The 21,739-nt window shown below is 33.2% G+C and carries 22 protein-coding genes; 11 read left to right on the forward strand and 11 right to left on the reverse strand.

Annotation, left to right across the window (positions count from 1 at the left end):
• On the forward strand, positions 1 to 211 hold a 211-nt coding region (locus tag ACIDC4_RS14890; protein ID WP_488381148.1), incomplete at its 5' end, for a hypothetical protein.
• 729 nt (positions 212 to 940) lie between these two features.
• Here the strand turns inward: ACIDC4_RS14890 and ACIDC4_RS14895 are convergent.
• Both ACIDC4_RS14895 and ACIDC4_RS14900 read right to left on the reverse strand, forming a co-directional pair.
• Positions 941 to 2,176, reverse strand: coding sequence for an ABC transporter permease (locus ACIDC4_RS14895; protein ID WP_412043378.1), 1,236 nt, complete (start codon positions 2,174 to 2,176; stop codon positions 941 to 943).
• A 113-nt stretch (positions 2,177 to 2,289) separates the two neighbouring features.
• Positions 2,290 to 2,784: a YkgJ family cysteine cluster protein gene (locus tag ACIDC4_RS14900; RefSeq protein WP_056248936.1), complete on the reverse strand. Its 495-nt coding sequence runs from the start codon at positions 2,782 to 2,784 to the stop codon at positions 2,290 to 2,292.
• 74 nt (positions 2,785 to 2,858) lie between these two features.
• On the opposite strand from ACIDC4_RS14900, the gene ACIDC4_RS14905 reads away from it, so the two are divergent.
• Both ACIDC4_RS14905 and ACIDC4_RS14910 read left to right on the forward strand, forming a co-directional pair.
• Positions 2,859 to 3,566 (forward strand): class I SAM-dependent methyltransferase, encoded by a 708-nt coding sequence (locus ACIDC4_RS14905; protein ID WP_412043379.1) that lies wholly within the window; start codon positions 2,859 to 2,861, stop codon positions 3,564 to 3,566.
• A 17-nt stretch (positions 3,567 to 3,583) separates the two neighbouring features.
• Positions 3,584 to 4,129: a YfiT family bacillithiol transferase gene (locus tag ACIDC4_RS14910; RefSeq protein ID WP_412043380.1), complete on the forward strand. Its 546-nt coding sequence runs from the start codon at positions 3,584 to 3,586 to the stop codon at positions 4,127 to 4,129.
• 85 nt (positions 4,130 to 4,214) lie between these two features.
• Here the strand turns inward: ACIDC4_RS14910 and ACIDC4_RS14915 are convergent, their stop codons facing one another.
• The 8 genes from ACIDC4_RS14915 to ACIDC4_RS14950 all read right to left on the reverse strand — a co-directional run bounded on the left by ACIDC4_RS14915 (position 4,215) and on the right by ACIDC4_RS14950 (position 10,707).
• Positions 4,215 to 4,847: a 7-carboxy-7-deazaguanine synthase QueE gene (locus ACIDC4_RS14915; RefSeq protein ID WP_121317410.1), complete on the reverse strand. Its 633-nt coding sequence runs from the start codon at positions 4,845 to 4,847 to the stop codon at positions 4,215 to 4,217.
• 100 nt (positions 4,848 to 4,947) lie between these two features.
• Entirely contained in the window at positions 4,948 to 6,615 is a 1,668-nt protein-coding gene (locus ACIDC4_RS14920) for a tetratricopeptide repeat protein (protein WP_412043381.1), read from the reverse strand.
• 17 nt (positions 6,616 to 6,632) lie between these two features.
• Complete coding sequence (locus ACIDC4_RS14925) at positions 6,633 to 7,556, reverse strand: PstS family phosphate ABC transporter substrate-binding protein (RefSeq protein ID WP_412043382.1); 924 nt, start codon at positions 7,554 to 7,556, stop codon at positions 6,633 to 6,635.
• Between the two features lie 2 nt (positions 7,557 to 7,558).
• Positions 7,559 to 7,789, reverse strand: a complete 231-nt coding sequence (locus ACIDC4_RS14930; RefSeq protein WP_194617802.1) for a hypothetical protein — start codon at positions 7,787 to 7,789, stop codon at positions 7,559 to 7,561.
• Positions 7,789 to 8,589 carry an energy transducer TonB gene (locus ACIDC4_RS14935; protein ID WP_412043383.1) on the reverse strand — a complete coding sequence of 267 codons (801 nt, stop codon included), beginning with the start codon at positions 8,587 to 8,589 and terminating at the stop codon, positions 7,789 to 7,791. Before ACIDC4_RS14935 ends, ACIDC4_RS14930 begins: the two co-directional genes overlap by 1 nt.
• A gap of 36 nt (positions 8,590 to 8,625) precedes the next feature.
• Positions 8,626 to 9,180: an ExbD/TolR family protein gene (locus ACIDC4_RS14940; RefSeq protein ID WP_412043384.1), complete on the reverse strand. Its 555-nt coding sequence runs from the start codon at positions 9,178 to 9,180 to the stop codon at positions 8,626 to 8,628.
• 19 nt (positions 9,181 to 9,199) lie between these two features.
• On the reverse strand, positions 9,200 to 9,826 hold the full coding sequence (locus ACIDC4_RS14945; protein ID WP_412043385.1) for an ExbD/TolR family protein: 627 nt from the start codon (positions 9,824 to 9,826) through the stop codon (positions 9,200 to 9,202).
• Between the two features lie 56 nt (positions 9,827 to 9,882).
• Complete coding sequence (locus ACIDC4_RS14950; protein WP_065448545.1) at positions 9,883 to 10,707, reverse strand: MotA/TolQ/ExbB proton channel family protein; 825 nt, start codon at positions 10,705 to 10,707, stop codon at positions 9,883 to 9,885.
• 379 nt (positions 10,708 to 11,086) lie between these two features.
• On the opposite strand from ACIDC4_RS14950, the gene ACIDC4_RS14955 reads away from it, so the two are divergent.
• On the forward strand, positions 11,087 to 12,604 hold the full coding sequence (locus tag ACIDC4_RS14955) for a helicase HerA-like domain-containing protein (RefSeq protein ID WP_412043386.1): 1,518 nt from the start codon (positions 11,087 to 11,089) through the stop codon (positions 12,602 to 12,604).
• A gap of 76 nt (positions 12,605 to 12,680) precedes the next feature.
• Here ACIDC4_RS14955 and ACIDC4_RS14960 read toward each other — a convergent pair whose 3' ends face one another.
• Positions 12,681 to 14,024: an FAD-dependent oxidoreductase gene (locus tag ACIDC4_RS14960; RefSeq protein ID WP_412043387.1), complete on the reverse strand. Its 1,344-nt coding sequence runs from the start codon at positions 14,022 to 14,024 to the stop codon at positions 12,681 to 12,683.
• 455 nt (positions 14,025 to 14,479) lie between these two features.
• On the opposite strand from ACIDC4_RS14960, the gene ACIDC4_RS14965 reads away from it, so the two are divergent.
• From ACIDC4_RS14965 to ACIDC4_RS14995, 7 genes are all read left to right on the forward strand, one after another.
• On the forward strand, positions 14,480 to 15,073 hold the full coding sequence (locus ACIDC4_RS14965; protein ID WP_412043388.1) for a GNAT family N-acetyltransferase: 594 nt from the start codon (positions 14,480 to 14,482) through the stop codon (positions 15,071 to 15,073).
• A gap of 119 nt (positions 15,074 to 15,192) precedes the next feature.
• Complete coding sequence (locus tag ACIDC4_RS14970) at positions 15,193 to 16,206, forward strand: DUF4365 domain-containing protein (RefSeq protein ID WP_412043389.1); 1,014 nt, start codon at positions 15,193 to 15,195, stop codon at positions 16,204 to 16,206.
• Between the two features lie 34 nt (positions 16,207 to 16,240).
• Positions 16,241 to 17,047 carry a helix-turn-helix domain-containing protein gene (locus tag ACIDC4_RS14975; protein ID WP_412043390.1) on the forward strand — a complete coding sequence of 269 codons (807 nt, stop codon included), beginning with the start codon at positions 16,241 to 16,243 and terminating at the stop codon, positions 17,045 to 17,047.
• 77 nt (positions 17,048 to 17,124) lie between these two features.
• Entirely contained in the window at positions 17,125 to 18,633 is a 1,509-nt protein-coding gene (locus ACIDC4_RS14980; RefSeq protein ID WP_412043391.1) for a serine hydrolase domain-containing protein, read from the forward strand.
• 2 nt (positions 18,634 to 18,635) lie between these two features.
• Complete coding sequence (locus ACIDC4_RS14985) at positions 18,636 to 19,136, forward strand: nuclear transport factor 2 family protein (protein ID WP_412043392.1); 501 nt, start codon at positions 18,636 to 18,638, stop codon at positions 19,134 to 19,136.
• Positions 19,137 to 19,311: 175 nt separating this feature from the next.
• Positions 19,312 to 20,763, forward strand: coding sequence for a serine hydrolase (locus tag ACIDC4_RS14990; RefSeq protein ID WP_412043393.1), 1,452 nt, complete (start codon positions 19,312 to 19,314; stop codon positions 20,761 to 20,763).
• 227 nt (positions 20,764 to 20,990) lie between these two features.
• Positions 20,991 to 21,431 (forward strand): hypothetical protein, encoded by a 441-nt coding sequence (locus ACIDC4_RS14995; protein WP_412043394.1) that lies wholly within the window; start codon positions 20,991 to 20,993, stop codon positions 21,429 to 21,431.
• Positions 21,432 to 21,739 lie beyond the last annotated feature (308 nt).

The raw sequence follows: 21,739 nt of genomic DNA on the forward strand, positions 1-21,739 counted from the left end.
TCTGTTAAAGCGGCTGTCAATTCAATATGTCTACGAACGTGTTTCAATTTTGTTTCGCTTGTTTCTCAAAGCGGGTGCAAAAGTAGAAAACTTATTTCTAACTGGCAAATGTTTTTTGAAGTTTTTTTTTAAGAAAATTTCTTTTCTTTTTACTCCTCAAACCTACCAATCTATCAATGAACTTTCCGTGTTTTGCGGGGTGCAAATGTAACATCCGTTTTCAAATCTCACAAGCTTTTTGCAATCTTTTTTTGAAAATAAATTTTCTCTTTGATTTCGTTTGCTTGTCAGTATTTCAGTGAACGTCTATCGCTGTTGCGGGTGCAAAAGTAGACCCTTTATTTACATTTACAAGCTTTTTCTTTATATAATTTCAATGTTTTTAAAAACTTTTTCTTAACACTCTGATAACACTAAACTTAGAAATCTGCCTTTTCTCTCGTTTCTAAGATTTTTCTGATTAGAAATGTGTTTTTCGCAATAACACTATTTAATAAAAGCCCATTTTTAAAGACTTCTCTGCTTTAAAGGATATTTAATGACTTGTTTTGAATAAGACTGTTTTGAAGTGGATTGCCACCAAGACAATAAGACGCTAAGCTTGTGCTCCTGCTTCTAAGCCTGATTTTACCGTTTTTAACTATGAAATCCCGATAGCTATAGAGAAAGGCGCTATGTGTTTTGCTATTTGGAGCGTTTTATTTCTCTTTTAGCCCTAATGTTTTTCTGAAGGCCACTGCCCTAGCCCCGATAGTAGTGGAAATCCTTTTACTTTTTTCTTTAAAAAGTAAAAGATTGGAACGAATAGCGGGAAATAGCTCCTAATCATTATTAAATTCCAAACTTTTAAAATCCAAATTCCAAAACTGCCTGTTCTTATATATAGTATAAAATAAAAAACCCGTTAGTTAGACTAACGGGTTAATGAATTTATGAATTACTAATCAAAACGGATGGCTTTGACTGGTGAGATCTTCGTTATTATATAGGAGGGAATTAACAGTACGATAAAACAAATTGTAATGGTGAGTAAATTCAGCAAAGCGATATACCCCCAATTTAAATAAACCGGTGCCTGATTGACGTAGTAATTTTCAGGATTTAACTGAACGACTCCGAATTGCTGCTGGATTAACAAGATGGCAATCCCTATTAGATTACCCCAAAACAATCCTCGTATGATAAGATAGAATGCGTTGTATAAAAATATTTTGCGAACTGTCCAGTTATTTGCTCCCATTGCTTTTAGAATTCCGATCATTTGGGTGCGCTCTAATATAAGGACCAATAATGCAACCACCATATTTATGGTAGCTACCAGGATCATAACTCCGAGGATAACGACGATATTGAAATCGAACAGTTGTAGCCAATCAAAAATATAGCTGTATTTTTCGATGATGGTTTTTGTATCTAAATTCGATGATGTTTGATCGTATACCTGAATTCCTGTTGTTTTGATATTATCGAAATCTTTTACAAATACTTCAAAAGCTCCAACCTGATCCGGAGTCCATTTATTGATTCGCTGAATGTGACGAATATCTCCTATTATATAGGTCGCATCGAATTGTTGAAATCCCGAATTGAAAATACCTGTAATTTTGAATCGGCGGCTGTTTGGCATTTTGCCTTGTTCTTCTTTAATAAAGAAAGTATTAAAATTATCTCCTACTTTTAAATTAAGACGATCTGCAAGAAGCCTGGAAATTAAAACTTCTTCGTTTAGAGTTTTAGAAAAATCGGGCACTTTACCCTCTACAATATATTCCTTTATATTATTCCAGTCGTAATCTCCCCCTACTCCTTTGAAAACAATTCCTTCGAAAGCATTTTCTGTTCTAATAATTCCGGCTTTAGTTGCTATTGCCTGAATATGACTTACCTCTGGAACTGATTTGAAATTGGGATAAAAATCCTGTTTTTTGGAAATTGGCGTTAAAGTGACTTCAGAATTGTTATTATCAAAATTTGATATAATAATCTGGCCGTTGAAAGCCGAAACTTTATCACGTATTTTTTGCTGCAATCCTATTCCGGTAGCAACTGAAACTATCATCATGATAATACCAATGGCAATGGCCGAAATGGCAATTTTGATAATTGGCGCTGATATACTGCTTTTATAATCTTTGGCAGTTATAAGTCTTCTTGCTATGAAATATTCTAAACTCAAATTTGGGTTGTCTTTTATTAATTATCATTGGACTTCATCTATCCGAATCAAAAATACATTTTAAAAAGTAAAATCGAATGGCTTCTAAAAACAATTATAAAAGTTTTAAACTCTTATAACGGAAGTTTCTTTTTCATCTCTTCTACTATATTATATGCTGCAGGACAAATAGCAACATTTTTTAAAGTAAGATCTGTAATTTGATTAAACTTTTTACGATCTGTATGCGGAAATTCTCTACAGGCCTTTGGGCGAACATCATAAATCATGCAATAGTTCTCGCTATCGAGAAAAGTACAGGGAACACTTTTTAGTACATAATCTTTATCTTCATCTATTCGAAGATACTGCTCGATGAATTGCTGTGGTTTTTGCCTAAATGATTTCGAAATTCGTTCGATATCCGCCAAAGTAAATAATGGCCCGGTTGTTTTGCAACAATTAGCGCACTGTAAACAATCTGTCTTTTTAAATTCGGCGTCATGCAAATCCTGCATCACGTAATCTAAATTCTTAGGTTGTTTCTTTTTCAGCTTATCAAAATACTTTTTGTTTTCGATATGCTTATCTTTGGCTAACTTATTTAAGTTATTTAAAATTTGTTTCAAGTTTACTTTTTAAAGTTGATGTGCAAAATTAAACAACTTTAAACTTGAAACCCTAAACTTTGAACTAAAATACGATGAAAGATCTATTTGGGAAGGCGATGTTCGACTTTCAAACCAATAATTCGCCTGAAGACATCATTACAGAAACTACAATTTCTGAAGAGGACGAAATGAGTGTTGATTATTTATTCCGTTCTTATAACGAAATGCCTAAACTTGAGCAAAAAGCACTGCAATTGGCCACTGGAAAAACATTAGACGTTGGGTGTGGCGCGGGAAGCCACAGTTTATCTTTGCAAAATGATCGTAATTTAGATGTTACATCGATAGATATTTCATCAAAAGCTATTGAAACTTGTAAACTTCGTGGTGTTAAAAATGCAAAAGTTGAAAACATACTAGATTATGAAGGAGAAAAATTTGATACTATAATTTTACTAATGAATGGCGTTGGTATTTTTGGCAAACTTGAAAATTGCAATAAATTTCTATCTAAGCTAAAGTCACTTTTAAATCCGGGCGGACAAATTTTACTGGATAGCTCCGATATCATTTATATGTTTGACGAAGATGAAGATGGCGGAAAATGGATTCCGTCTAATAATGATTATTACGGCGAACTTGTTTTTAATATTTCATATAAAGGAGAAAAAGAGGAACCTTTTGACTGGTTGTATTTAGATTACAACACACTTCAAAATGCAGCTGCCGCAAACGGATTAAATTGCGAGCTTATTTTAGAAGGCGAACATTATGATTATTTGGCTAAACTTTCGATTTAAAATAAAAATTAACAATCATGGAAGCATTAGATCTAGAAAAATTAAAATATCCGATAGGGAAATTTGAGTTCCCAACGGAATTTAGCCCTGAATATATTTCTGATAAAATTCATGAAATCGAATCTTTTCCTGAGAGATTGAAAAAAGAAACGATACAGTTAACAGATGAACAATTGGATACGCCATATCGTCCCGATGGGTGGACGGTTCGACAAGTAATTCATCATTGTGCCGAAAGCCATATGAATTGTTATATCAGAATAAAATGGGCTTTGACAGAAAATAATCCGGTGATAAAACCATATGATGAAAATTTATGGTCGGACTTGCCTGATAATTTGAAGATGCCCATTGAGCCAACATTGACTTTGCTTGAAGGATTACATTTTAGACTGGCTTTTATTATGAAGAATTTATCTGATGAAGATCTTGAAAAATCTTTTATTCATCCAGAAAATAATTCGGAATATAAAATAAAGCAATTAATAGCCACATACGCCTGGCACGGTAATCATCATTTGGCGCATATTACTACTTTAAAAAAATACAGAAACTGGAAATAAAAGCAATGTTTCTTTTTTATACACTGTATACAATTTATCCTAAACAAAAAAAATCTCTTCGGCTGAAGAGATTTTTTTATGTCCTTTAAGGAATATTCAAATATTTATGTGTTTGAAGTGAAACTCTCCACTTAGGATTACTCATTACATAATCTACTATCAGAGGTGTCATCTCTTCTTTTTTGCTCCATTCCGGTTGAAGAAACAATATTGCATTGTCATTTACGAGCTCTGCTTGTTCTTCTGCAAAAATAAAATCGTGTTTGTTATAAATAATTACTTTTAACTCGTGCGCATTATCATACACCGTTTGTGTTGGTAATTTATTTTTTTTAGGCGAAAGACAAATCCAATCCCATGTACCTGTTAATGGATACGCTCCTGAGGTTTCGATATGAACTTTTAAATTTCTATTTTTCAATTCCTGAGTCAACAAACTCATATCCCAAGTCAAAGGTTCACCCCCTGTTATTACAACAGTGTCTGCATAAGTTGCTGCATTATTTACAATTAAATCAACACTCGTTGGCGGATGCAACTCTGCATTCCAGCTCTCCTTCACATCACACCAGTGACAACCAACATCACAACCTCCAATTCGTATAAAGTAAGCCGCCGTTCCGGTATGAAAACCTTCTCCCTGAATGGTATAAAACTCTTCCATCAAAGGTAACATAGCTCCTTTATTTACTTCTAATTGTATTTCTTTTGATAACATTATTATATTTTAAAGTGCAAAGATAGTCAATTAAATACGGAACAAAAAAAACCGATAGTCCAAAGAACTATCGGTTTTATATTTAATAAAAGACCTTATATTATTTTAAAGCTTTTACAGATTGTGCAGCGTAAGAATTTGCAGGATCTAAAACTAAAGTTTTATTGAAAAATTCAAGTGCTTTTGCTTTGTCAGTATTTGCATAAGCAGCTCCAATTGCATTATAGGATTCAACAACTTTTTTAACTGTCGCAGGTTTCGCTAATTCTTCAGCACCTTTAGCTGTAGTCTTAGTCACATACTCAGTATAGTTTTTGATAATCAAATCGTCTTTGTCCATTAAACTGTTGATTCTTCCTTTGTATAAATATGCTTCATCATAAGTAGGAGAAGCTGTTAAAACTTTATCAAAAGTAGCATCCGCTTTTTGCAATGCAGCTGTATCACGAGTTTCTGCAGTTTTACCAGCATTACCATAGTAAACTGAAATACCATAATAAACTAAATCATCAAGATAATTTTTAGATTCTGCATTACCAGCACCAAGTTCAAAGATAGAAGCTGCCTGAATATATTGTTTTTTTCCAAACAATGCTTTTCCAAAATCAGCTAATTCTTCTACTACTAATGGCTCTAATTCAATCGCCTTTTTGATATCTACAATACCAGCATCAAAAGCAGCCTGATCTACAACTCCTTCAGCGTTTGTTCCTTTTTTAATTTTTGACAAACCTAAATATAAATAATCTCTACCAATTACTTTGTTTGAAGGCACTTTCATAAAATCTTCAATAGATTTAATTGCTACATCAACATTTCCGTTTTCGTAAGCAGCATAACCTAAATATCTGTAGATTCTTGGGTTTACTTTATCTTCAGCAATCATTTTGTTTGCTACAGTCTCAAGAGTTTTATAATCTTTTACTAAGATCAAGAAATCTGCATGACGCATTTTCGAATCTAAAGAGTAATCTGTAAGACTCAAATATTTCTCGTAGTTAGTGATTGCATTTTGCATATTCACTTTAGCGGTAGAAGTTTTGTTTCTTCCCCATTTGTAATATGTTTCAGCTAATTCTCTGTAAACTGGACCATAATTAGGGTTGATCGCAATAACTTCATTAAAAGATTTAATTGCTTCTTCGTATGATTTAGCACCTTTTAACAAAACTCCTAATTGCATTTTTGCTCTTAAAAGTGTTGGATCAGCAGTAAATGCATCACGGTAAGCTTTGTAAGCATCATTTTGATTATTTGAACCATAATAAGCATCTCCAATTGTCAAAAGAGCAGTTGCATTCTGAGGCTCAAGTACCAAAGCACGTTTCAAGATCGCAATAGCACCAGGATAATCTGGTGAAGTTGAATTAATATATGCTCTACCAATGTAAATAAATTCATCTACATCTTTACGTTTCATATCTTTTGTAGCTAAACCAAAGTTAGCCTGAGCTGCAGCAGCATTTTTAGCATCAAGATCTATTTGACCTAATCCGATATAATTTAAATTTTTCTTATCAGATGCTTGTAATCCATTTGCGTAATAAATTTTTGCTGAATCAACAATAGATTGATTTAAATATATATTACCTAAAACAAAATTAGCTTCTCCGTCAGAAGGTTTTGCTTTGATGATTGTTTTAAGCAAAGACTTTGCTTTTTGAAATTGCTCAGCATCGATTGCTTTTTTAGCTTCTTTGATGTCTTGCGCTTTTGCAACAGTAGCTGAAGCAACTAAGGCAAGACTAAAAATTTTAAATTTATTCATCTTTAATAGTAATTAATTTATTCTTTATCTTTAATAATTTGACTTCTAATTTTAAGATTTCTTCCTGGAGTTCTAACAGGCAATAATCCCGATTTTAAAACAATACGTTGTCCGATGTCTCCTGAAATGAATGAAGCAAACCCCATTCCTAAACCAGTATAACCCTGACAATTTATAATAAACAAATCACGTGCCAAAGGATATTTTTTCTCACCAAGATCATTTTGAGTAGGACTATAGTATCCGCCACCATTTAGACCTTTTACACTCATAACGTTTATCTTTTTTACAATGTCGATCATATTTGGAGATGGCTGATATAACCAATTTACTCCAACTACTCCAATCATACCATCATTCTCAGACACGAATTTAATAACTTCGTCGTTAGTTTTAAAAGAAAAAACATTTTTTGATGGAATATCTTTCACCTTAGCCAATTCTTTCATGTATCGTACCGTACTTGAATTTGGGTTATCAAAAACAAGTCCCTTGATTCCAGAATCTGATTTGCCTTGTAAAAAATCGATCACGGTTTTCAACGCAATTAATGTATCATTATTGCTTTTATTAGTAACAAAAGCAATTGCATCTGATGCAAACGGTGTTACTCTAGGATTAATCTTGCTTTTTTCGAATCTTGTTTTCTCTTCCTGAGTCAAATCTCTGGTAGTAACAACCACTTTTGCTTTTTGATTTAACAAATCATTTATAAGCTCAGCTTCAGATTTAGGTTTTAATGAAATCTTAGCATCATAGTAAGTACCTTCAAAAACAGCCACCATATCTTCTACAATAGGTTTAATTGTTTCATCTACAGTAATATCTATTGATCCTTTTAAAATTGTTTCATTCTCAGCCTCATTTTTACTTTTTTGGTTACACATGGCAAACAAAAAAACAAAAACTACCAAACCTACAATTTTACCATATTTGAACATAATTATTCTGCGTTTGAATTGATTAATCTTAAAAAACGAATTCCTGAATATACGATCAATAATCCGCCAAAGGCATATCTGTATTTAGGTTCCATGTCTAAAGGAAGTTTCTTCCAGAACATAATCATCAAACCCAGTACAAGATATATTAAAAAAAACATTATTCCTAAAACAAGAAGAAATCGCTCTTTGAGCGATTTCTTCTGAATATTATTAAGCTTATCTTTTAACATTATTCTGCAGATTGAATAGTAATAGGAAGCGAGTAAAGTACCCTAACTTTTTTACCATTTTGTTCGCCGGGAGTCCATTTTGGACATTTTTTAAGAACACGAATTGCTTCTGCTCCTGTACCGTAACCGATATCCCTTAAAACTTTAATGTCGGTTAATGAACCGTCTTTTTCAACTACAAAAGTAACATAAACTTTACCTTTTAAACCTTCTTCTTCCGGAGTCTTGTAATTGTTTCCTACGAATTTGTAGAACTTTTCAATTCCTCCAGGGAAATCTGGTTTTACTTCGATACCAGCCGTGTTGTACACGTTGTTATCTTCTTGGATGATCTCCTGAACAGGTCCTTTACCAACTGGCTCATCAACAGTTAAAACTGCATCCGGATCTCCTTTGATAGTTTCGTTACCTACTTTTTTATCCTTAAGATCCACAATTTTTGGTGGGTCTTCAGTAACTTCATTTGCTTTAGCAACTACCGGTTTCACGAACTTCACCTGATCCACTTTTGGTGGTGGTGGTGGTGGTGGTGGTTGATTTGGCTTAATTTCCTCTTTTTTAGGAGGTAATTTTACTGTCGCGATTTTAATATCGTTGTTTACCACTTCTTCTTCAGAATCTGGTAAGAAGCTTGCAATAAGAGGAGCTGCAACAGCAGCGCTAAAGATAAGTGAACCAATAATAAGCGCCTTTACAGTCGTCTTACCGTTAGCTTTTCTTAACTCATATGCACCATATATCTTATTACGCCCTTCGAATACGATATCAAGCCACTGATTTTTAATTATATCTAGTTTCATATTTCTTGATTATTAAGGATTAAAACAAGATTGCTCTTATTTTTTATCTATCAATTTCGTTTCTTCTGGACTAAACTCAGGAACAATAGCATAAGTCTCAACACCTGAAATTGCCATCTCATCCAAAATATCAACCAAATTACGGTAATTTGATTTCTTAGTTGGCTTGATGATAACTATAATTCCGTTTTTAGGTTTCCCTAAAGCTGTAGAATAAGCTAAAACTGCTTTTTTCTGAGTTAATAATTCTTTACGAATTCCATCTTTACCATAGGTGATATCTTTAGGACCAACTTTAGGAGTTGCAAGCAATCCCATATAGTAAGTCATTTTATTGTCTGCACCTAGCATAACTGTCATCGTACGATTTTCATCAACCTTAGTTGGTACTTCATCTATTTTTGGATCTTTATCCGGAAGAGACAAATCCATCGCTTGAGGTTTTGACAACGATGTGGTTAGCATAAAGAACGTGATCAATAAGAATGCCAAATCCACCATTGCCGTTAAATCGACTTTAGAATTCTGCTTTTTACTTCTTACTTTACCACCTTTTCCGCCACCACCGTCGCCGGTATTTAATTCAGCCATTTTAGTGTATATTTTTTAATTAAAAGTCTTTTCCTCTCGTACCTGTAACTAAGTTAAAGGAATTGATTTTCTGATCTTGTAAAATATCCATTATCTTTTTGATTTGTGGATATTGTTCTTTAGCATCACCTTTTATTGCAATTTTCAATTCTTTATCATCAAGATCAATCGAAGCTCTTCTTGAAACCAAAAGCCAGTCTTTTAATTGATTATCTAACGAATCTATTGGAATTCCAGGTTGATTTGCTTTTGTTCTGTCAGCCGCTTTCATGCCAATGATTTGTTTCAAATTTGTCAATGGAACACCAAAGTCATCCATTAAAGCAAATTTAGTTTTATCATCTTCTGAAAATTCTACACCGTATTTTGCTCCCATTCCTTCAAGAGTTCTTTTACGAATCTCTCTACCTTTTAGGTCAAAAAATACTTTGCTTTTCCCGTCAGCACCTTTTCCTATTGTAATGATAGCCAAATCTGAATCAGGTAATTTAGTTTGAGCAACAGAAGAAGGCATATCTACAGGAAGTGCTTCTGGCACTTTAGCAGTAGCGGTCAAAATAAAGAACGTAAGCAAAAGGAACGCAACATCACACATGGCAGTCATATCTGTCGATGTTGACTTTTTTTTCATTTTTATTTTAGCCATTATCTTTTATTTTATTTTGATATAATTAATTGTAATTAATACTAATCAAAAATTAATTATTGTTTCAAACTTCCTCTGAATCTTCTATAAGTATTTACAATTGTAGTACCAGCCTCATCGATAGAGTAAGTTAAATCATCAATTTTAGCAGTAAAGAAGTTATAAGAAACGATCGCTAAGATTGAAGTAGAGATACCTGTTGCAGTGTTGATAAGTGCCTCAGAAATACCTGTTGCAAGAGCAGCCTGGTCTGGAGTTCCAGCAGAAGCTAACGCACCAAACGCTTTAATCATACCTGATACAGTTCCTAATAATCCTCCTAATGTACCTAAAGATACTAAAGTAGAGATAATAGTCATATTTTTTTCTAACATTGGCATTTCTAATGAAGTTGCCTCTTCGATTTCTTTGTGGATTACTTCTGCAGCTTCTTCACTGTTGAAACCTTCTTTTTTAACATCTTGGTATTTTACCAAAGCAGATTTAATTGCATTTGCAACTGAACCTTGTTGTTTGTCACATGAAGCGATAGCAGCCTCGATGTTTCCTTCTTTAATGTTTCCTTGTACATTTTTCATAAATGTATCTAAGTTTGCTTTACCAGCAGCTTTACCAATAACGATAAATCTTTCAATAGAAAACACAACAACCATTAAAAACATACCTAATAATACCGGTACGATAAAACCTCCTTTATAAACTTGACCTAATGTATTGATCGGGTGACCTGTTTCTGGGTTACCTCCTTCGAAGTTAGCAGCATCTCCCATGATTACTTTCCAAATAAACACCCCAACTAAAATACACGCAACAATAATGATTCCTGTAATCATTCCTCCTCCATTTGAAGTGCTTTCTTTTTTAACTTTAACGTTTGCCATTTTTTTTAATTTTAATAGTTTTAAATAATTTTTATTTTTTAGTTATATTTAACTTGTAGAGGAGCAAATTTATACGTTTAGTTTAAATAAAAAAACTTTTTTTAATTTAATTGAGCGAAATTTAACGTCAATTTAAAAAATATCTCATTAAATTGCCGCCGTCATTTTTTAGATAAAACAAAAAACAGGGCGATTAATGGGAAAATTACAACGTTTTAGTAAATATTCAAACATTCCTTTGATATCTTCTTAAAAAGTTGCGAAATAATTTTTTATATAATTTTCAGACCGGAAAAGCTTTTTCTTACTAAAAAAAACAAACGCAAAATGTTAAAAAACCAAGCAATACTCTTATAATCATCTAAATTACAAATAAAACATGAATAAAAAAGACAATTTCATTCAAGATATAAATAATGGTTACGCATCTAAAGGAGATAATATAATTCTGGGCGGAGCGATACTTGACGGAGAACCAATTGCTGAAGCTCATGTAAAAATTCCACTAAAAACCCTAAATCGACACGGTCTTATTGCCGGCGCGACCGGAACCGGTAAAACCAAAACTATTCAGGTTTTTTCTGAGCAGTTGTCAAATGCCGGAATTCCAGTTTTAATGATGGATATAAAAGGGGATTTTAGCGGAATTGCAGAAGAAGGAAAGGAAGAAGGTTTTATTACAGAACGACATGCTAAAATAAATATCCCTTACAATGTTGCTTCATTTCCGGTAGAATTAATGTCTTTATCCAAACAAAGCGGAGTGCGTTTAAGAGCCACGGTTTCAGAGTTTGGTCCTGTCTTATTTTCCCGAATTTTAGATCTTAATGACACTCAGGCTGGCGTTGTTGCTGTTATTTTTAAATATTGCAATGACAACAATATGCCTTTGCTGGATTTAAAGGATATTAAAAAAGTAATCAACTATATTACCGAAGAAGGTAAAGAAGAAATATCAGCCAATTATGGCAAAATTTCTACTGCCACAACCGGAACTATTTTACGAAAAATAATAGAATTAGAACAACAGGGAGGCGATATCTTTTTTGGAGAATTATCTTTTGAAATTGATGATTTAATGAGAATTGATGAAAACGGAAAAGGATACGTAAACATCATTCGTTTGACTGATATTCAGGACAAACCAAAATTATTCTCGACTTTTATGTTGAGTTTATTGGCCGAAATTTATCAGCAAATGCCTGAAAAAGGAGATGTTTCTCAGCCAGAATTGGTGATATTTATTGACGAAGCCCATTTGATCTTTAATGAAGCCAGTAAAGTATTATTAGAACAAATTGAAACGATTGTAAAACTGATACGTTCTAAAGGTGTTGGTATTTATTTTGTTACTCAAAATCCAATGGATGTTCCTAGTGGTGTTTTGGCACAATTGGGTTTAAAAATTCAACATGCTTTAAGAGCTTTTACAGCAAATGATCGTCAGGCAATTAAAAAAACAGCCGACAATTATCCTACTTCACAATATTATAAAACAGACGAATTGCTAACGAACTTAGGAATTGGAGAAGCGCTAGTCACGGCACTTAACGAAAAAGGAATTCCGACTCCGCTTGTTGCCACAATGATGCGCGCACCAATGAGCCGAATGGATGTTCTGACTTCTGATGAAATCGAAGCCATAAACAGCAAATCGAAACTGGTAAAAAAATACGCCGAAGAAATGGATCGCGAAAGCGCTTATGAAATTCTAAACAAAAAAATTGCCGATGCTGCTCAGGCCAGCGAAGAACAAGAACAAAAGGCACCAACAAAATCATCAAAAGCTGAACCGAGTACTACAAGTGTAGTAACAAAATCAGTTTTGAAGGTGGTAACAAGTGCTACTTTTATCAGAGGTGTTTTTGGAGTGTTATCAAAAATATTCAAAAAATAAATTCAATATCAAAAATCAATTACAATATCAATGTCAAATTTTAAATTGAATTTTGATATTGTAATTGACATTGAATCTATGCATTTTGCAACAATTCCAGAATCTTATTGTCGATTTCAGTACTGTTCCAGATATTTTCGATATTATCTATTTTTAGAATTTCTTCCATAATTCCGTTTTGAAAATCGCCTATCGCCAAAGCTTCGGCATATGGTCGATCACTAAAAGTTACACGGCTGTAAAGCGGAATCCATTTATCAGGATGTTTATCAGAAAATGCTTTTTCTATTTTCTTTTGTAATAAGAATTTTTCATCTGCTGTTTTCGTGCTCATTTCCATAAAATTTCGGTACGAAAGTTCTGCAATGGCATCAGCATTTGGTTTACGCGAAATTTGATATTCAGAGAAAATTTTCTTCCAGTCGTTTCCGTACTTTTCGATCATTTCGTTCAAAACCGTTATATCCTCAAAACCAGCATTCATTCCTTGTCCGTAAAACGGAACAATAGCATGACAAGCATCTCCAATCAAAGCAATTTTATCTTCATAAGTCCAGGGGAAACATTTCATTGTCACCAAAGTACTCGTTGGATTTTTAAAGAAATCTTCTGCCAGTTTCGGAATCACTTCAATCGAATCCGGGAAGTTTTTTTCAAAGAAATCTTCTACCATTTTACGATCTGTAAGCGATGCAAAAGAATTTTCACCTTCAAAAGGCATGAATAAAGTACAGGTAAAACTTCCGTCAAGATTAGGAAGCGCAATCAACATATATTCGCCTCGCGGCCAGATATGAAAAGAGTTTTTATCCAACTTATGTGTCGCATCGGCATTTGCCGGAATGTTCAATTCTTTATATCCCATATTCAAAAATTCCTGCGAATAATTAAACATGCTCTGGCGTTGCATTCTGTGACGAATTCTGGAAAAAGCACCATCGGCACCAAAAACCATATCGTATTTTTTCTCCTCCCACTCGCCTCTTTCCGTTTCACCAATATGCAAAGTCGCATCGCTTAGCGTCACATCCCAGATTTTTTGTTCAAACAAAAATTCAGCTCCGGCGGCTTCAGCAAGATCAATCATTTTTCTGTTTAAAGCCCCTCTGGAAATCGAATAAATCGACTCGCCTTCCTGCCCGTAATTCTGAAAATTGAGTTTATCGACCAAATGAATCGCACGTTTGTCCATCGGAATCGCGATTTCACGCACCGAATCGCCAACACCAACGCCATCAAGCGCTTTCCAGCCACGGTTAGACATTGCCAGATTAATAGAACGACCCGAAAAATTAATTTTACGAATATCAGGACTACGATCATAAACATGAACGGTGTGACCTGCTTTTTTGAGATAAATTGCCAATAGTGATCCTACCAATCCAGAACCTACAACAGCAATTTTTAGTGGAGTTTGCATCAAGAAAAATCTAAATATAAGATCGTAAAAATAAGTAATAAATACACAAAAGCTTTAAAATAAACCAAATATTTAGACTTATTCGTTATAATTATCTGGGCATGACCCGCCGAAAAAAGCGGGTCGGGCTATCCACTTGTATATTTTATGGCGAACCCCGCCATAAAAGGATACCGCTCCTATCCCTCATGCAACACCCGTTTTCATAACAAATTTACGTTTTTATAGAATTATTAGAATTTCAAAAAGGGCTACTTTCGCTGAAGAAATAATCTCGCAAAGGCGCAAAGTTTTGTTTTTTGTCAATCCTGACGAAGGAAGGATCACACATGTAACTCGACAAAGATTGGCGAATTTCTGTACGGAGTATCTAGTGTGATCCTTCCTTCGTCAGGATGACAAGATTGAGATAAAAACTTTGTGCCTTTGTGCCTTTGTGGCAAAATCTAAATAATATGAAAAGCGAACTATTACAATCAAACATTATCTTAGAAAACCAACGAGTTTTACTAATTCCATTCGAAAACGAAAGAAACAACGAACTCAAAGAAATCATCTTCGATGATGAAATCTGGAAATTCATGGGAATGTATGTTAGAAACGATGCTGATTTCGAAAATTATATCAAAAGCACCTTAAAACAAAAAGCAGACGGAATTTGTTATCCCTTTTTAATTATAGACAAAGCTACCAACAAAGTTGCCGGAAGTACCCGTTACGGTTACCTAAACCACGCAAGCCAGAAATGCGAAATTGGCTGGACCTGGTACGGAAAAGATTTTCAGGGAACAGGTTTAAACAAAGCGTGCAAATACGAATTACTGAATTTTGGTTTCGAAAAAATTCAATTCAGGAGAATACAATTTAGTGCTGATTTGGAGAACAAAAAATCACAACGAGCTATTGAAAAATTAGGCGCAATAAAAGAAGGTATCTTTAGAAATAATTATGTTGATTCTGAAGGAAAGAGTAAAGATGATGTTTATTATAGCTTGATTTTGGAGGAATGGGAGAAGACAAAGAGAGATTATTTTGAAGAGTTTATATAAATTATCTGCTTTCAGAAAAAAAATCCTACTTTAGCTTAGAATGTGTTCAAATACAAAATAGTTACCTAAAACCCTCGCAAGCAAACCGTTAGTTTTTAAAATTTAATATTTAATAAAAAATGGATCTACCAATTTATAATAAATCCTCAAAGAAAGGTGAAGATGGAATTACAATATTAAAGAAAATTATTGAAAAAGATTTAAATTGGATTTTTAGACCAAATCATAAAGAAAATGACTTTGGAATAGATGCTTATTTAGACATTATAGCTGAATTTGGCCAAGTCACTGGAAAAACTATAGCGGCTCAAGTAAAAACAGGCCCTTCCTATTTTAAAGAAAAAAATGATTTTGGCTGGATATACAGAGGTGAAGTTAGCCATCTTAACTATTATCTTAATCACGATATTCCAGTAATAATAATTATTATTGACGATTCTCTTAATAAAGCATATTGGTGCCTTTGCGATCCATCAAAAACAGAGCAAGCAGGTGGTAATTGGAAAATCACAATCCCATATAAAAATGAATTACAAGAAAACTCTAAACCAGAGCTATTAAAATACATAAGCCCTATTAGAGATTATGCCTCTCAATTGGAGCATTTTTGGAAAGTTAACAAGCAAATAAAAAAACATGACTATATTATTTTTATCGTTGACAGACCAGACATAGAAAACAAGACCTTTCAAAGTTTACTTCAAGGACTCGAAAGATTACATGTAAATCAAGAACTTATAACACATACAAAAGAAAAAATTGATATTTGTATTCATGGTTACAACGAAGATTCAAGAGAATTACACGAAATTCCAGAATTTAAAGAATGGCTTGACAAAGTTGTAGATAGTATAAACGGATGGGCATATTTTCTATCAAAAAGTAAGACTTCTCAATTTCTAAAGTTAATGCAGATTTGCAATATGAAATTTAAGGTAATTGAAGAAAACTGTATTAATGACTATGGACTCCCTGGAAAAAGAATTGAAATTGATTTTGAAAGTGGACTTCCTTTTATTGATAAACTATTCATAGATTTAAACATCTTTACCGAAAAACATCAAATTCCAATAGAAGTAAATAAAGAAATAAGCTCTAATTTAATAAAATATTTAACTGGAAAAGTAATATGATCAATATAAAAGTTCTTAATAATAATATAATCGAATGCAATTATACTCCGAACATTACGTAAGTCAAAAAACTGAAAGGTTCGTCAATAAAATTTGGTGTCTTGATAACAGCATCGGCGAAAGCCTAATCGAAAACAAACTCGTTTTACCCAACGGCTGTTTTAATCTCGCAATCGTAAGCGGAAAAGCAATAGAAGTTCATACCAGCAAAAGTAAGTATGAAATGAACGAAGGATTTTACTTTTGTTCGCAAATGACCAATAAAGTTTTGGTTAATATTCAACCCAAAACAAAGGTCACAATAATTCAACTACATGCCTGGACACTTTCGATGTTTCCAGATTATGATTTGAGTAATTTTACAGATGCTATTCTTAAAATTGAGGCTGCCGAATTGCCTTTCAAAAACAAAATCGAAACGGATCTAAACAGCGATATTCTAGCATTATTAAATACAATTAATTCTTATTTTGAAGAATTAAGTGTTTCGCATCCTAACAAAAACACAATCGAAAAGATTTGCGAAATAATCAAGTTTCAAAATGAAGAAATTTCAGTTTCGGAAATAGGAAAAAATCTAAATGCTTCGCAAAGGTCGCTTCAAATTAAATTTAAAACGGCAACCGGACTTACCATCAAAAATTATATTCAGATTCTGAAGTTTAGAAAATCAGTAGACCAAATGGTAAACTCTGATTTAGAGAAATTAAAACTGACCGATGTTGCGCTTTACAACAAATACTTTGATCAGTCACATTTCATCAAAAAGTTTAAAGATGTGACCAAAACAACCCCAAAAATGTTCAATTCGGATTCCTATTTTCTTTCAAAAAAAAGATAATATTCGCATTTGTACAATTTTGCGAGCAATGTTTTAGGTAATATTGCAAAATCATCAATCAATCAAATCAATCAAAAATGAAAATTAACAAATCATTTTTCCAGCTAAAAGTAATTTTAGTTGGGATACTACTTCTCCAATTCCATATTGGATTTTCTCAGGAAGAAAAAAATTCAAAACTGTACAAAACCATTATGTCAAGGGACAGCCTTCTCTTTAATGTTGGTTTTAATACTTGCGATGTATCACAATTCGAAAACTTACTAAGCAACAATTTTGAATTTTATCATGATAGAGACAGTATTCAGGACAGAACTTTATTTTTAAAAAACATTAGAAAAGGCTTATGTAGCGCTACCAAAACCTATCAAGCCAGAAGAGATCTGGTTGAAGGAAGCACTGAAATTTATCCGTTAGCAAAAGGTGGCGTTCTGTACGGTGCTTTGCAAATAGGAATTCATCAGTTTTTTGAACCTACCCCAGATAAAAAAGACAAATTTGGAAGTACCGCAAAATTCACTCATCTCTGGATATTGGAAAATGGGGTTTGGAAACTGAGAAGATCTTTAAGCTACGATCACCAGAATGTTAATACTGTAGGTACAAAATCAAGCATTTTTGATAATGATCAGGAAATTGAAAAATGGCTCAAACAAAACAATGTGCCCACTCTTGGAATTGGTATCATCAATAACGGAAAACTACAACAAATAAAGGTATTTGGTGAACTTAAAAAAGGGGTTACAGCACCGTTTAACACTATTTGGAATGTAGCATCTTTAACCAAACCTGTAACAGCAATCGTCGCTCTGAAATTGGCAAGCTCAGGAAAATTAGATTTAGACGAACCACTTTATAAATACTGGACAGATCCGGATATCGCAAGTGATCCAAATACAAAACTTCTAACTACAAGAATCATTTTAAGTCATCAAACCGGTTTCCCGAATTGGAGATTTATGAATGAATCCGGAAAATTAGACTTTAAATTTAAACCCGGAACAAAGCACCAATATTCAGGCGAAGGATTCGAATATTTGCGAAAAGCACTTGAAAAGAAATTCAACAAAACATTACCGCAATTAGCAGATGAATTAATTATCAAACCGCTAAAAATGATGGATACTAAATTTGTCTGGAATGATATTACCGATGTTTCGAGATATGCTATTGGTTACGACAATAAAGGAAATGCCTACGAACCTGCTAAAAATAAAACTGCAAATGCTGCAGATGATTTATTGACAACAATTGAAGATTATAGCATATTTTTATGCAGTGTAATGAACAGCGACGGATTAAGCCAAAAAGTATTTGACGATATGATATCACATCAGGTCGAAACTAAGAAAAACAAATATTTCGGGTTGGGTTTTGAAATCTATGACTTAGGAAATGACAATTACGCTTTATCTCACGGCGGTGCAGACCAAGGTGTGCAAACCATTTTTTTATTATTACCTAAAACAAAACAAGGCTTAGTTATTTTTACCAATGTAGATGACGGATACAAAGTTTATGAAAAAATAGTGAACCATTATTTAGGCGAAAATGGAAAGAGAATAATTGAAATTGAAACAAAATAAAAATGGAAAACAATAAAAACATAACAACAATACCCATGGTAAATGTAATAGTCCTTTTTATTTTTTTCCTAAGCAGGCAAGCTACCGCACAAACCAATAGCGAAATACTAAACGAAGATCTTCTAAGAACTGAAATCATTAAGATGGACAGTTTGCTTTTTGATGTTGCATTTAACCAATGCGATGCAGCACAATTTAAAAAAATAATAGCCGATGATGTTGAGTTTTATGACGACCGCTTTGGCTTAAATGTTTCGAAAGAAAATGAAATAAAATCATTGAACGCAAAATGCAACAGACCTGAAAAACTAACCCGAAAACTAAATTCCTGTACTATCGACAAGTTGGGCGATTTTGGTGCAGTGCAAATTGGCGAACATACTTTTTATGTTGATGGAAAACCGGAAGGAACCGGGAAATTTATTCATATATGGGAAAGAAAAGATAAAGATTGGAAATTGAAAAGAATTGTTAGTTATGAGCATAGACCTATCAAAAAGTAATTTTTGGTTTGTGTAATCTTCTCTTTAAAAGAAAAATGAAAAAAATTGATTTATCCTGAAACTTAATTAAAAATTAGTCGTCTAAATAAAAGACGCCATCATAATCACGAGTGATTATAAAGTTTCAATCATCAATCAAAATCGATCATTAACCATAATTAACTAATCAATCATTATGAAAAAATCAATCAAAGTAGTTGTTCTCTCTCTTTTTGCTGTAATTTTTGCTTTCAATGTTTCTTTTGCACAAGATAAAGCAAAACAAATTGATGAGCTTATAAGTAAATACAATCAATACGGCCAGTTTAACGGCTCTGCAATTGTGGCCGAAAACGGAAAAGTAATTCTAAAAAAAGGATTTGGTTCTGCCAATTTAGAATGGAATATTCCCAATCAGCCGGATACCAAATTTAGACTAGGTTCTATCAGCAAACAATTTACAGCTTTCCTGATTGTAAAATTAGCCGAAGATGGCAAGATAAAACTAGATGTTCCTATCACCACTTATTTACCAGATTATCCAAAAGCAACGGGTGATAAAATAACGATTCATCATTTGCTTACACATACTTCAGGGATTCCAAATTATACTTCGCTTCCTAATTTCTTTCAAGATAAAAGCCGAAATCCTTATACTCCGGAAGAATTTGTAAAAACTTTTTGGGATCTGCCATTGGAGTTTACGCCTGGCGAAAAATTCAATTACAGTAATTCGGGATATTTTTTATTGGGATCTATTATAGAAAAAGTTTCCGGAAAATCATACGAGCAATATTTGCAGGAAAGTATTCTGACTCCGCTAAAAATGGTTAATTCCGGTTATGATCATGCCGATGTTATTTTGAAAAACAGAGCTGCCGGTTATGAAAAAAGAGGTAAAAAAATCAGAAATGCTCCTTACCTCGACATGAGCATTCCGTATGCTGCGGGTTCATTGTATTCTACTGTAGAAGATCTTTATCTTTGGGATCAGGCGCTTTATACGAATAAGTTACTTTCATCAAAATCAATGGAATCTTTATTTAATTCTTATATCAAAACCGGACAATCATCTTATGGCTATGGATGGTTTATAGACGAAACTGATGGAGCATCGGGCAAAGTAAAAGTTACAGAACACGGTGGCGGCATTAACGGATTTAACACTATCATTTACAGAATTCCTGAAGATAAAAATCTAATCGTTTTATTGAATAATACAGGCGGAACGGTTTTAAATGAAATCAGCCAGTCTATTCGTGCTATTTTATACAATCAGCCTTTTAAAGCGCCTAAAATGTCGTTAGCATTTGAATTACTGGATACCTTTTCAGAACAAGGAGTTACAAGCGGTTTAAATACCTACAAAAAGCTTAAAAATGATCCTGTTTATAACATTTCTGAAGGAGAAATGAATAGAGTTGGATATGAATTGCTTCAAAACGGAAAAACGAAAGAAGCCATAGAAGTTTTCAGAATAAATGCAGAAACGTATCCAAAATCAGGAAATGTTTATGACAGTTTGGGCGAAGCTTATTTAAAAGATGGCAACAAAAATTTAGCTATTACAAACTATAAAAAATCTGTAGAACTTGATCCTTCAAATGATGCAGGTAAAAAAGCATTAGAAGAACTTCTGAAAAAATAACAACTAAAAAAAGACCAAGACCAACAGCGGTAATCTTTATCTTACCAACTCCAATAATTCTGGTTTTAAGCCAAAATTATTGGAGTTTTTTTGTTTTAAAAGTGTTTTTCTGATTCCATATTTGGTATAAAAAAACTATTTTAGCGCTGCCCAAAAAAAGATAATTTCAAACCCAAATCAACCTGATTTACAACTTTTAAAGCTGTAAATACTATTTATTTAAACCTATGAAAAAATTAAAGATGCAACTTTTAGTATCATTACTATGCCTGTTTATTCCAATCATTGGTAATTCTCAAACAGCTGCCAAAACAGTTCCAATGCCTACTCAGCAAAACAAAATTATCATTGACAAAATTGTTGAAGCGGCTCGTTACAAAAACTATGTAATTGATTTTTGCCTGGAAACCATCAACGAAGCTGCCCTTAAAGAAAAATGGAACGATCAGAAAACGGTCGAAATAACTGAAACTATCAATTACAAAAATTTCAGGGATGCCGTTTATAATATGTTTGCGTTTTACAACGAAATAGAATTAGAAACACTCTTAAAAACATACAACCAAGATACTGCTTATCAAGCTTCAAACGTCATGATTACCAATGATGCGCTTGGTTATAATCTTGAGATATTTGCGAATGATATTGTTCGGGGGAAATATAAATAAGATTCTGAGGGGCTAAGATGCTAAGGTTCTAAGTTTTTTTTTAAAGGTTCTGAGGGGCTAAGTTGCTGAGATTCTAAGTTTTTTTTAAAACAATGTTCAAAGGGGCAAAGGCTCAAAGGGGCAAAGGTTTTTTAGATATCGGAATCTTTGTCAAAGTTTAAAACTTTGACAAAGATCTGTACAGTCAAACTATTTACATAAAGCTTTGCGTTCTTTATGACAAAGCCACAAAAGATTAAAAACCTTTGCGAATCTTTGCGAAAAAACTTTGCGCGCTTTGCGGTAAAACCACACAAGCCAAACCACAC

This window comes from Flavobacterium sp. C3NV (assembly GCF_046825355.2).
Classification (GTDB): domain Bacteria; phylum Bacteroidota; class Bacteroidia; order Flavobacteriales; family Flavobacteriaceae; genus Flavobacterium.

Excerpts from the sequence above, each read along its gene's own strand:
- ACIDC4_RS14905 (WP_412043379.1), top strand. The coding sequence starts at position 2,859 with ATGAAAGATCTATTTGGGAAGGCGATGTTCGACTTTCAAACCAATAAT.
- ACIDC4_RS14910 (WP_412043380.1), top strand. The coding sequence starts at position 3,584 with ATGGAAGCATTAGATCTAGAAAAATTAAAATATCCGATAGGGAAATTT.
- ACIDC4_RS14915 (WP_121317410.1), bottom strand. The coding sequence starts at position 4,847 with ATGTTATCAAAAGAAATACAATTAGAAGTAAATAAAGGAGCTATGTTA.
- ACIDC4_RS14920 (WP_412043381.1), bottom strand. The coding sequence starts at position 6,615 with ATGAATAAATTTAAAATTTTTAGTCTTGCCTTAGTTGCTTCAGCTACT.
- ACIDC4_RS14925 (WP_412043382.1), bottom strand. The coding sequence starts at position 7,556 with ATGTTCAAATATGGTAAAATTGTAGGTTTGGTAGTTTTTGTTTTTTTG.
- ACIDC4_RS14930 (WP_194617802.1), bottom strand. The coding sequence starts at position 7,789 with ATGTTAAAAGATAAGCTTAATAATATTCAGAAGAAATCGCTCAAAGAG.
- ACIDC4_RS14935 (WP_412043383.1), bottom strand. The coding sequence starts at position 8,589 with ATGAAACTAGATATAATTAAAAATCAGTGGCTTGATATCGTATTCGAA.
- ACIDC4_RS14940 (WP_412043384.1), bottom strand. The coding sequence starts at position 9,180 with ATGGCTGAATTAAATACCGGCGACGGTGGTGGCGGAAAAGGTGGTAAA.
- ACIDC4_RS14945 (WP_412043385.1), bottom strand. The coding sequence starts at position 9,826 with ATGGCTAAAATAAAAATGAAAAAAAAGTCAACATCGACAGATATGACT.
- ACIDC4_RS14950 (WP_065448545.1), bottom strand. The coding sequence starts at position 10,707 with ATGGCAAACGTTAAAGTTAAAAAAGAAAGCACTTCAAATGGAGGAGGA.
- ACIDC4_RS14955 (WP_412043386.1), top strand. The coding sequence starts at position 11,087 with ATGAATAAAAAAGACAATTTCATTCAAGATATAAATAATGGTTACGCA.
- ACIDC4_RS14960 (WP_412043387.1), bottom strand. The coding sequence starts at position 14,024 with ATGCAAACTCCACTAAAAATTGCTGTTGTAGGTTCTGGATTGGTAGGA.
- ACIDC4_RS14965 (WP_412043388.1), top strand. The coding sequence starts at position 14,480 with ATGAAAAGCGAACTATTACAATCAAACATTATCTTAGAAAACCAACGA.
- ACIDC4_RS14970 (WP_412043389.1), top strand. The coding sequence starts at position 15,193 with ATGGATCTACCAATTTATAATAAATCCTCAAAGAAAGGTGAAGATGGA.
- ACIDC4_RS14975 (WP_412043390.1), top strand. The coding sequence starts at position 16,241 with ATGCAATTATACTCCGAACATTACGTAAGTCAAAAAACTGAAAGGTTC.
- ACIDC4_RS14980 (WP_412043391.1), top strand. The coding sequence starts at position 17,125 with ATGAAAATTAACAAATCATTTTTCCAGCTAAAAGTAATTTTAGTTGGG.
- ACIDC4_RS14985 (WP_412043392.1), top strand. The coding sequence starts at position 18,636 with ATGGAAAACAATAAAAACATAACAACAATACCCATGGTAAATGTAATA.
- ACIDC4_RS14990 (WP_412043393.1), top strand. The coding sequence starts at position 19,312 with ATGAAAAAATCAATCAAAGTAGTTGTTCTCTCTCTTTTTGCTGTAATT.
- ACIDC4_RS14995 (WP_412043394.1), top strand. The coding sequence starts at position 20,991 with ATGAAAAAATTAAAGATGCAACTTTTAGTATCATTACTATGCCTGTTT.